The organism is Bacteroides pyogenes DSM 20611 = JCM 6294 (genome assembly GCF_000428105.1).
GTDB classification, from domain to species: Bacteria; Bacteroidota; Bacteroidia; order Bacteroidales; family Bacteroidaceae; genus Bacteroides; species Bacteroides pyogenes.
In genome coordinates this window covers 87471-99239 of the sequence record NZ_KE386623.1, presented here as the reverse complement: position 1 = coordinate 99239, position 11769 = coordinate 87471, and the positions used below count along the sequence as shown (strand labels likewise).

At 43.5% G+C, this 11769-nt stretch carries 6 protein-coding genes and 1 tRNA gene; 5 read left to right on the top strand and 2 right to left on the bottom strand.

The window, feature by feature from the left end; translation table 11 throughout:
- Window positions 1-13: 13 nt before the first annotated feature.
- Window positions 14-101, bottom strand: a tRNA-Ser gene (locus C234_RS0113390).
- Between the two features lie 192 nt (window positions 102-293).
- On the opposite strand from C234_RS0113390, the gene C234_RS0113385 reads away from it, so the two are divergent.
- The 3 genes from C234_RS0113385 (at window position 294) to C234_RS0113375 (ending at window position 5207) form a co-directional block, all read left to right on the top strand.
- Window positions 294-2789 (top strand): endonuclease MutS2, encoded by a 2496-nt coding sequence (locus tag C234_RS0113385; RefSeq protein WP_027326166.1) that lies wholly within the window; start codon window positions 294-296, stop codon window positions 2787-2789.
- 117 nt (window positions 2790-2906) lie between these two features.
- Window positions 2907-3980: a magnesium/cobalt transporter CorA gene (gene corA, locus C234_RS0113380; protein WP_027326165.1), complete on the top strand. Its 1074-nt coding sequence runs from the start codon at window positions 2907-2909 to the stop codon at window positions 3978-3980.
- 18 nt (window positions 3981-3998) lie between these two features.
- On the top strand, window positions 3999-5207 hold the full coding sequence (locus tag C234_RS0113375; RefSeq protein WP_027326164.1) for an L-serine ammonia-lyase: 1209 nt from the start codon (window positions 3999-4001) through the stop codon (window positions 5205-5207).
- Window positions 5208-5397: 190 nt separating this feature from the next.
- Here the strand turns inward: C234_RS0113375 and C234_RS0113370 are convergent, their stop codons facing one another.
- A complete protein-coding gene (locus C234_RS0113370; protein ID WP_027326163.1) occupies window positions 5398-5967 on the bottom strand; it encodes a DUF4738 domain-containing protein in 570 nt (189 codons plus the stop codon).
- Between the two features lie 138 nt (window positions 5968-6105).
- On the opposite strand from C234_RS0113370, the gene C234_RS0113365 reads away from it, so the two are divergent.
- Window positions 6106-7476 carry a TrpB-like pyridoxal phosphate-dependent enzyme gene (locus C234_RS0113365; RefSeq protein ID WP_021645477.1) on the top strand — a complete coding sequence of 457 codons (1371 nt, stop codon included), beginning with the start codon at window positions 6106-6108 and terminating at the stop codon, window positions 7474-7476.
- 90 nt (window positions 7477-7566) lie between these two features.
- Window positions 7567-11625, top strand: coding sequence for a hybrid sensor histidine kinase/response regulator transcription factor (locus C234_RS0113360; RefSeq protein WP_027326162.1), 4059 nt, complete (start codon window positions 7567-7569; stop codon window positions 11623-11625).
- The last annotated feature ends 144 nt before the right edge of the window (window positions 11626-11769 follow it).

The following is an 11769-nucleotide window of genomic DNA, read 5'->3' as shown; positions in this document are numbered from 1 at the left end:
ATTCAACATTTACTGGCGGAGAGACAGGGATTCGAACCCCGGGTACCTCGCGGTACAACGGTTTTCAAGACCGCCGCAATCGACCACTCTGCCACCTCTCCAAGGCTTCCCGATCGGAAGCGCTTTCTTTTAAAAGCGGTGCAAAGGTACGAATCCTTTTTAAATATACAAATGTTTTCATCCATTTTTTTGGAAATAAATTGTATTTTTGCAAGCTACTTAGAATCTTAACAGAGATAAATAAGTAAACAATCTGACGCAGAACGTATAGCAACTATTAAAGTAGTATAATAATGATATATCCCCAAAATTTCGAACATAAAATAGGATTTAAACAGATCAGGCAATTACTGAAAGATAAATGTCTAAGCACTCTGGGTGAAGAACGGGTTGCTGAAATGAGCTTCTCTCAAAAATACGAAGAAATAAACGAGAAAATAAATCAAGTAACGGAGTTCGTTCACATTATCCGAGAAGAAGACTGTTTCCCCGATCAATTCTTTTTTGATGTCCGCCCATCGCTCAAACGAGTACGAATAGAAGGGATGTATCTGGATGAGCAAGAATTGTTCGATTTGCGGAGATCATTGGAAACTATTCGGAATATCGTGCGTTTTCTGAACCGAAATGAAGAAGAGGAAAACACTCCATATCCGTCATTAAAGCTGCTGGCAGGGGATATCGCGGTGTTTCCCCAACTGATTGGCAAAATAGACGGCATTCTTAATAAATATGGAAAGATAAAAGACAATGCTTCCGCCGAACTTGCCCGTATACGACGCGAGCTCTCCAATACGATGGGGAGCATTTCCCGTTCGCTAAACCAGATTCTACGCAACGCGCAATCGGAAGGATATGTGGATAAAGATGTCGCTCCGACTCTGCGTGACGGCCGCCTGGTTATTCCTGTTGCCCCGGGACTTAAACGAAAGATAAAAGGAATCGTTCACGATGAATCTGCCAGCGGGAAGACCGTCTTCATAGAACCGGCGGAAGTAGTGGAAGCCAACAATCGCATCAGGGAATTGGAGGGAGACGAACGACGGGAAATCATTCGCATTTTAACCGAACTCTCAAATATTTTGCGCCCTGCCATCCCCGAGATTCTACAGTCGTATGAGTTTCTGGCAGAAATAGACTTCATCCGCGCCAAAAGTTTTTTTGCTATACAAACGGGAAGTTTAAAACCGGCAATAGAAAACAACCGCTTAATAGATTGGACAATGGCAGTACATCCTTTGCTTCAAATGTCATTGGCAAAACATAGTAAGAAAGTGGTCCCCCTGGATATAGAACTCAACCGAAAGCAACGCATCCTTATTATTTCCGGACCGAATGCCGGAGGGAAGTCTGTCTGCCTGAAAACAGTCGGCTTGCTACAATATATGTTGCAGTGCGGAATGTTGATCCCCGTACACGAACGCAGCCGCGCCGGCATATTCAGCAGCATATTCATCGACATTGGCGATGAACAGTCTATCGAAGATGATTTGAGTACTTATTCCTCGCACCTCACCAACATGAAAATGATGATGAAACACTGCAACGAAAGCAGCTTGATACTGATCGATGAGTTCGGAGGGGGGACAGAACCGCAGATAGGCGGCGCTATCGCCGAAGCTGTTTTGAAACGTTTCAACGAGAAACAAACATTCGGAGTGATTACGACTCACTATCAAAATCTAAAACATTTTGCCGAAGATCATGAAGGAGTGGTTAACGGAGCAATGTTATACGACCGGCATTTAATGCAAGCTCTCTTTCAACTGCAAATAGGGAATCCGGGCAGTTCGTTCGCAGTGGAAATAGCACGAAAGATAGGATTGCCGGAGGAAGTCATTTCAGACGCATCTGAAATCGTGGGCAGTGAATATATCAATGCCGATAAATATCTGCAGGACATCGTACGCGACAAACGTTACTGGGAAGGAAAGCGCCAAACGATTCGGCAACGGGAAAAGCAAATGGAGGAAACGATTGCTCGTTACCAAAAGGAGATGGAAGAATTGCAAAAATCACGAAAAGAAATCATCCGTCAGGCAAAAGAAGAAGCGGAACGAATGTTGCAGGAATCGAACGCGCGCATTGAGAATACAATTCGTACCATCAAAGAAGCTCAAGCTGAGAAAGAAAAAACCAGAATGGCGCGACAAGAGTTAAACGATTTCCGCACTTCGCTGGAGACGATTGCTTCCAAAGAGCTGGAGGAGAAAATCGCGCGTAAGATGGAAAGGCTGAAAGAAAAACAAGAGCGGAAGAAAAACAAGAAAAACGCTCCCCGCCCGGGAGCGCCATCCACAGTCGTTATTGCCAAGCCCAATTCCATCAGTGTCGGCGAATACGTAAAAATAAAGGGACAAACCAGCATTGGGCAAGTGATGGAAATAAATGGGAAGAATGCCATAGTAGTTTTCGGAAGTATTAAAACCACTGTAAAGACCGAGCGCCTGGAACGTACGCAAACCATACCCAAAACCGAAGGAATTGCCAAAAGTACTTTTATCAGTACGCAAACACACGATCAGATGTATGAAAAGAAACTTAGCTTCAAGCAAGATATCGATGTTCGAGGGATGCGTGGAGACGAAGCCTTACAAGCCGTCACTTATTTTATCGACGATGCCATTCTAATCGGCATGGACCGCGTACGCATTCTTCACGGCACAGGAACGGGCATTTTACGCACTCTCATCCGCGAATATCTGTCAACAGTACAAGGTATCCGGCATTTTTCAGACGAGCATGTACAATTCGGAGGAGCGGGAATTACAATAGTCGATTTAGAGTAACTTGAAATATTTCATCAGAACTCCTTGTTCTGATGATAAAAACAACTAACTTTGCTCGTAAGACACAACAAGCCTCGCTCCTATTTTAAAGAAATATCTGCAAAACTGACAAAGAATATGAACAACAACCTCTTGAGTGAAAAGCTTATCTATACAGGGGAAAGCACTACCCCTACGCATCTTCATCTCTGCACATATAGCGCTATTAAAATGGAGGAAGCTAACGGAAGCAGCCTGCAAGCACTTGACGCAACTTTAGATGAAGAACAGATTAACTGGTTGCAGATACACGGAATGAACAATACTGAAATCATCCGACAGATTTGTGAACGTTTTGAAATAAACTTTCTCACTTTACAAGATATTCTTAATGCAAATCATCCCACTAAAATAGAAGAAAGCGAAAAGCATATTGTCTTGATATTAAAAATATTCAAAATTGAAAAGAAAAAAAATGATGGAAACAAAGATATACAAGAAGGAGAAGAAAAGGAAAAGCTTCAACAACAGGTCTGCATTATTTTAGGAAACAACTTTATTCTGACTTTTTTGGAAGAAGAAACAGATTTTTTCGACGATGTAATCAACGCTTTACGAAACGATATTCTCAAAATAAGGCAACGGCAAAGTGACTATCTATTCAGTGTACTTCTGAACAGCGTAATGAGCAACTATATTTCCACAGTCTCGTTCATCGAGGATGCTCTTGAAGATTTGGAAGAAGAAATGCTCAATATTACCGGTGAGAATAAAATTGGAATCCAGATTCAAACACTTCGCCGTGAATATATGATGATAAAAAAAACGGTTTTACCGCTCAAAGAACAATACGTTAGATTATTACGCACCGAAAATCTGCTTATACATAAAGCCAATCGTATTTTTTTCAATGACGTAAACGATCATTTGCAATTTGTACTTCAAACCATTGAAATTTGTAGAGAAACTCTCTCTTCTTTAGTCGACCTTTATATTTCCAACAACGATTTGCGAATGAACGATATAATGAAACGTCTTACCATTGTATCTACTATTTTCATTCCGCTTACATTTCTGGCAGGAGTATGGGGCATGAATTTCGAAAACATGCCCGAACTCAATTGGAAACACGGTTATTTATTCGCCTGGATATTAATGCTTATCATCGGAGTAATTGTATTCATATACTTTAGAAAAAAGAAATGGTATTAACAAACACCCTATTAAAACATGAAATCAATCAAAGAACTATATCGCATAGGAACAGGCCCATCGAGCAGCCACACTATGGGACCTCGCAAAGCTGCAGAAACTTTTCTCACGCGTTATCCCGACGCCGCTTCATTCAAAGTTACACTCTACGGAAGTCTGGCCGCTACCGGACAAGGGCACATGACGGATGTGGCGATCATCGACACATTACAACCTACGGCACCGGTAGAAATCGTATGGCAACCGAAAGTTTTCCTGCCTTTTCACCCCAATGCAATGACTTTTGCAGCATTCAACGCCAATCATAAGCTGTTGGGAAACTGGACTGTTTATAGCATCGGAGGAGGCGCTCTTGCAGAAAACAATGAAACATCGACTATCGAAAGCCCTGAAGTATATGATATGCATCTTATGACCGAAATATTGGGCTGGTGCGAACAAACGGGTAGAAGCTATTGGGAATACGTGAAACAATGCGAGGAGGAAGATATATGGGATTATCTGGCAGAAGTATGGAGTACAATGAAAGAAGCCATTCATCGAGGTTTGGAAGCGGAAGGGGTATTACCGGGTCCCTTAAACCTGCGACGTAAAGCCTCAACCTATTATATCCGTGCAACAGGATTCAAACAGTCGCTACGTTCACGAGGGCTCGTCTTTGCCTATGCATTGGCGGTAAGCGAAGAGAATGCTTCCGGTGGTAAAATCGTCACTGCTCCCACTTGCGGTTCTTGCGGAGTAATGCCGGCAGTGCTTTATCATTTGCAACAAAGCCGGGAGTTTAGTGACATGCGCATATTGCGTGCATTGGCTACAGCGGGCTTGGTGGGGAATATCGTCAAGCACAACGCATCCATCTCCGGAGCCGAAGTGGGCTGTCAAGGAGAAGTCGGCGTAGCTTGCGCTATGGCTTCAGCAGCTGCGAATCAGTTGTTCGGAGGCAGTCCTGCACAAATCGAATATGCTGCGGAAATGGGATTGGAGCATCATCTCGGAATGACTTGTGATCCGGTATGCGGACTGGTTCAGATACCTTGTATTGAGCGTAATGCTTATGCTGCCGCCCGTGCTTTGGACGCAAATCTCTATTCGGCTTTCACCGACGGGATGCATCGTGTTTCTTTCGACAAGGTAGTTCAAGTTATGAAACAGACCGGGCATGACCTTCCGTCACTCTACAAAGAAACCAGCGAAGGAGGGCTGGCAAAAGATTATCAGCAAATGTAATCTGCAATATATCAAAGAATAAAGAACCTATTGGATAAACATATATTTCACCCCAAACCATCCGCATGAATATGGAAGAGAGGTAAAACGTATCACAAATATAGAACGTAAATATACGAAAAGAGCCAAAGTAAGACATATTATTATGCGCTATGCCAGCGGAGAAATGTTTCACAACTTCATTCAGTTCTCAACGGGAGATGATACCATTATTCTCCCGTTTTTCATTGTAAGCTTCCTCCAGCGATTCCACCCTTTCAATACTCATCTTGCCATCAGGGGTAACAATAATGGAAAGCGGGACATACAAATCGGTCTGAGGATAACAGACACTGGCGGCATAAACAATGCCATGCGAAGTTGTTTTATCGAATACAAGTCCTTCCAAAATAGATTTTTTCAAAAAATCAAGCTCAACTACAGACGCAAAATCAGCTTTTGTAAACGTCTTGTTCAACACCGTTTCACCACTTCGCGTCAGCTTCAACGTAATCTTATTGTCTACATAAATATCTCCCATGTCATTAGTCACATGCGGAAGGGTTTCGTCGGGCATACGCGAAACTACCGAACGATATTCTTTATCTTTGAAGTTAATCCGGGTCTCGACCGTAGAAACCTGCATACGCTGCAATCCGTCGGCATCTACAGAATCCATTCCTGTAATGTTCGAGATTTCCTTAGCACTTCCTCCTTTACTGCTACAAGCCGCCGCAATAAACGACAACGACAAACCAAGTATGCAAATAACCTTTTTCATCCTGACTCTATGTATTGATATCAAACGCAAAAATAGCAAAAATCAAATAACAAAACCTATTCTTTAATCATAAAACTATCTGATTCTTATTTTTTTGTCTAATTTTGACGGCAAATTTTAGAAAAACAAAGATTAGCTATGAGTGACAAGAAAAAAAGGTATATTCTGCCTGAAGAAGAAATTCCGCATTACTGGTATAATATACAAGCCGACATGGTAAACAAGCCGATGCCTCCGTTGCATCCGACAACCAAACAACCGTTGAAGGCTGAAGATATGTATCCCATCTTCGCCGAAGAGCTGTGCCGTCAGGAACTAAATCAGACTGATGCCTGGATTGAAATTCCTGAAGAAGTGCGTGAAATGTATAAATATTATCGCAGCACCCCACTCGTACGTGCTTATGGATTGGAAAAAGCACTTGGCACTCCTGCACATATCTATTTTAAAAATGAAAGTGTCAGCCCCATCGGTTCACACAAACTGAACTCGGCATTGGCACAGGCTTATTACTGCAAACAAGAAGGGGTGACGAACATCACCACCGAAACAGGAGCCGGACAATGGGGAGCCGCCCTCTCCTATGCGGCTAAAGTATTCGGTTTGGAAGCAGCCGTTTACCAAGTAAAAATCAGTTATGAGCAAAAACCCTACCGCCGCAGCATCATGCAAACTTTCGGAGCGCAAGTCACTCCGTCGCCTTCCATGTCTACACGCGCGGGCAAAAACATTCTGACTGCTCATCCCAATTATCAGGGGTCACTGGGAACAGCTATCTCGGAAGCCATCGAATTGGCACGTGTCACTCCCAATTGCAAATACACACTGGGATCGGTACTCAGCCACGTTACCCTGCATCAAACAGTAATCGGCTTGGAAGCCGAAAAACAAATGGAGATGGCAGGCGAATATCCGGATATGGTGATCGGATGTTTCGGCGGCGGTTCAAACTTTGGCGGAATCTCTTTCCCTTTCATGAGACACAACATCCTGAACGGCAAAAAGACCCGATTCATCGCAGCAGAACCTGCTTCCTGCCCTAAACTGACAAGAGGAAAATTCCAATACGATTTCGGTGATGAAGCCGGATATACTCCTTTACTTCCGATGTTCACATTGGGACATAACTTCTCTCCGGCTCATGTTCATGCCGGTGGTCTCCGTTATCACGGCGCAGGCGTTATTGTTTCTCAATTGCTGAAAGACGGTCTGATGGAAGCTACCGATATTCCTCAATTGGAATCATTCGAAGCCGGATACCTGTTTGCCCAGATGGAAGGAATTATTCCGGCTCCGGAATCTTGCCACGCCATTGCATCCGCCATCCGCGAAGCAAACAAATGCAAAGAAACGGGAGAAGAAAAAGTCATCCTTTTCAATCTCTCCGGACACGGGCTTATCGACATGGCTTCTTACGACAAATATCTCTCGGGCGATCTGATCAATTACTCACTTTCTGATGAAGACATACAAAAGAGTCTGAATCAGATAGGCGACTTATCCAAATAAGAAAAACATACAGTTTTTCATTCTATATCACCGGGTATTAAAAAGATATGATTATCTTTGAGGCAAATTTAATTGTTTAGAACTTAATTAATGTTCAGCCTCAAAGATATCATTTTCTACCTGCTCTTCTTATGTGTCGGAGCAAATTTTACTTTTGCCGCTTCGGATCAGATTACTTTTTCTCATATATCGATTAACGAAGGACTGTCGCAAAGTACAGTGTTCTCGATAGACCAAGACAAGCGAGGCAACATGTGGTTTGCCACATACGACGGAGTAAACAAATACGACGGCTATGCCTTTACTGTATACCGACATGATGAATCGAATCCCAACAGCATACCAAACGATATCTCAAGAATAGTCAAAGCAGACAGTCGGGGACGTATCTGGATAGGAACACGCGACGGTTTATCATGTTATGACGAAGAAAAAGATCAATTTAAGAACTTCTTTTATCAGAAAAAGAGGGGACACATTTCCGTCAACGCCATTGCTGAAATCACTCCCGACCAACTGCTTATCAACACTTCCGAAGGGCTTACTCTTTTCGATGTAAAATCATCTGTATTCACCGCAGCCCCACTTAACCGACAAATGCGTGAATTACCCGTTTCCACCTTGTACAGATCGGGAAACCACATTTATATCGGAACCTTCAATAAAGGACTTTTCTGCTATTCCGTGTCGGAACGTACTCTTCAGAAATTAACCCCAGCACTCGACGACAAACAGATTCAAGCTGTACTACAGCAATCTCCTACACAAGTATGGGTCGCCACCGAAGGACATGGACTTTTTCTCATCAATCCCAAAACAAAAAAGGCTAAAAATTATCTCCATTCCGCATCCGATTCAAAAAGCATCAGTTCGAACTATATCCGCTCTCTGGCACTCGACGGACAAAACCGGCTCTGGATAGGTACACTGAATGATTTGAATATTTTTCAAGAAGGAACCGATTCGTTTATATCCTACGGTAGCAGCCCGACGGAAAACGGAAGCCTGTCGCAACGTTCTGTACGTAGCATATTCATGGATTCGCAAGGAGGCATGTGGCTGGGTACTTACTTCGGTGGTCTGAACTACTACCACCCTATCAGGAACCGCTTTAAAAATATACGCCGCATACCCTACAAAAATTCGCTCAGCGATAATGTGGTGAGCTGCATCGTCGAAGATAAGGATAAGAATCTATGGATCGGTACAAACGATGGAGGATTAAACCTATACAACACAGCTAACGGGCAATTCACACATTACACCCTGCAAGAAAGCGAACGGGAAAGAGGTATGGGTTCCAACAATATCAAGGCCGTTTATCTGGATGAACCCGGCGGACTGGTATACATAGGAACACATGCCGGAGGATTGAATATTCTTCATCGCTCCACCGGCAAGGTAGAGCACTTTGACCAAAAAAACAGCGAACTGATCAATGAAAATGTATATGCCATTCTTCCCGATGAAGAAGGCGGATTATGGCTCGGAACATTAGGCGCGCTTGTGCGATTCGAACCACGCAAGCAATCTTTCACAACCGTTGAAAAAGAGAAAAATGGAACATTGTTTACCGCCAAACGGATTACCACGTTGTTCCGCGATTCCGAAAAACGTTTGTGGATTGGAGGAGAGGAAGGAATTTCGGTCTACACTCAGCACAAAGGCGAATTGCAAAGAGAATCAGTCTTCCCAAAATCATCCATTACTGAAGCGTTTGTGAACTGCATTTACGAATCTTCCAACGGTATCTTTTGGATCGGTACACGGGAAGGAGTCTATTGTTTCAATGAGAAAAAGAAGAAGATCAACCGCTACACCACTGCAAAAGGATTGCCCAACAATGTCGTATACGGTATCTTAGAAGATTCTTCGGGACAGATATGGTTAAGTACGAACCGGGGAATTGCCTGCTTTCATCCGGAAACGGAAAAATTTCGCAACTTTACCGAATCGGACGGACTTCAGAGCAATCAGTTTACGTCTTCTTATTGCCGTACTTCCACGGGACAGATGTATTTCGGCGGTATCGAAGGCATTACAACTTTCCGCCCGGAGTTGCTGCTCGACAATCCTTATGCACCTCCGGTAGTCATTACACGATTACAATTGTTCAACAAAACCGTTCGTCCCGATGATGAAACCGGTATCCTGACCAAAAACATCAGCGAAACGAAACGTATCACTTTGAAATCATCGCAAACGGCTTTTTCACTTGAGTTCGTCGTATCCAATTATATCTCCGGACAACACAATACGTTTGCCTACCAATTGGAAGGATATGATAAAGAATGGTATTACCTGACAGATAAACGTACGGTATCATACTCCAACTTGCGGCAAGGCACGTATCACTTCCATGTAAAAGCTGCCAATAGCGACGGCAAATGGAATACAACACCTACTACTTTGGAAATTATCGTTCTTCCGGTATGGTATAAGACGTGGTGGGCTCTCCTGTTATTTCTCATTGCTTTCATAGCTTTTCTCACATTCGTTTTCCGCTTTTTCTGGATGCGCAAGAGTATGGCCGCAGAGTTGGAAATGGAACGGAGAGACAAGGAACAGCAAGAGGAAATTAATCAAATGAAGATGCGATTCTTCATCAATATTTCTCACGAATTACGTACGCCGCTCACCTTGATTCTGGCTCCGTTACAGGAGATTATCAATAGAATCAGCGACCGATGGACACGCAACCAACTCGAATATATCGGGCGAAACGCAAACCGTCTGCTTCATCTGGTGAATCAGTTGATGGACTACCGCCGCGCTGAGCTGGGTGTATTCGAACTCAAAGTGAAAAAAGGGAATGCTCACCGCCTCGTTTCCGAAAATTTCCGGTATTACGACAAGTTGGCTCGCCATAAGAATATTGCGTACTCACTACATTCTGAACTGGAAGAGAAAGAGATGCTTTTCGACCCCAATTACCTGGAACTGATACTGAACAATCTCTTGTCCAACGCTTTCAAATATACAGGAAACGGACAGAGCATCACCGTCACCCTGAAAGAAGACAACGGATGGCTGCTACTCCAAGTCAGCGATACGGGGATCGGCATCCCCATCAACAAGCAAGGGAAGATATTCGAACGTTTTTATCAGGTGGAAAGCGAATATGTTGGCAGCGGCATCGGTTTGTCGCTGGTACAACGTCTGGTAGAATTACACCACGGACGTATCGAACTGGAAAGTGAAGAAGGCAAAGGAAGCTGTTTTTCCGTGCGCCTGCCGCAATCGATAGCAGTATATGCCGTATCGGAATTGGCCGACGAAGAGAATCCGGAAGAAGAGCAGGTATACTCCACCAATTCAAAAGAAATGTACTTCATCGACACAGAAACGGAAACAACCGAAGCGGTGGAATCACGCGATAAAAAGCGGGGAACCATCCTCATCGTAGAAGATAATCAGGAAATCAGGCATTACCTGACGAGCGGACTTGCGGAGCTGTTCAACACTTTGGAAGCCGAGAACGGTGAAAAGGCGCTGGAGATTCTAAAAGAAAACGAAGCGGATGTGATTGTGACCGACGTGATGATGCCTGTAATGGATGGAATCAAGCTGTGCAAGAACGTGAAACAAAATATTCGTACCTGCCACATACCGGTAATTATCCTCTCTGCCAAAACCGATATAAAACACCAAATGGAAGGATTGCAGGTAGGAGCCGACGACTATATTCCTAAACCCTTCTCGCTCTCTGTACTGACAACTAAGATACAGAATATGATGCGCACACGTCACCGAATGATCGAACGATATTCCAAATCTCTCGAAGTAGAACCGGAAAAAATCACTTTCAACGCTATGGACGAAGCGCTGCTAAAACGTGCCGTGTCTATCGTGGAGAAAAACATGGACAACGCCTCTTTTTCAACCGACGAGTTTGCCCGCGAAATGAACATGAGTCGCTCCAACCTTCACCTGAAGATGAAAGCCATCACAGGCGAATCGACTATCGATTTCATCCGCAAGATACGGTTCAACGAAGCGACAAAGTTACTCAAAGACGGCAGATATACGGTAGCTGAAGTCAGCACAATGGTAGGTTTCAACACTCCCTCTTATTTCGCCACCAGCTTCAAGAAATATTTCGGATACTTGCCTACCGAATATATCCGTAAGCTACGGGAAGGCAACTGAAAAAGTATTTAATACTGCATTAAAAGTTTCAGTCTCAATATTAAGTATATAGAGTAAAACTCTAAAATCGATATTATACAGCGCATAAAAGACGTAGAAAAACGTCTCTTACTTATAACTTACAAGCAAAATTACAATGGCTCT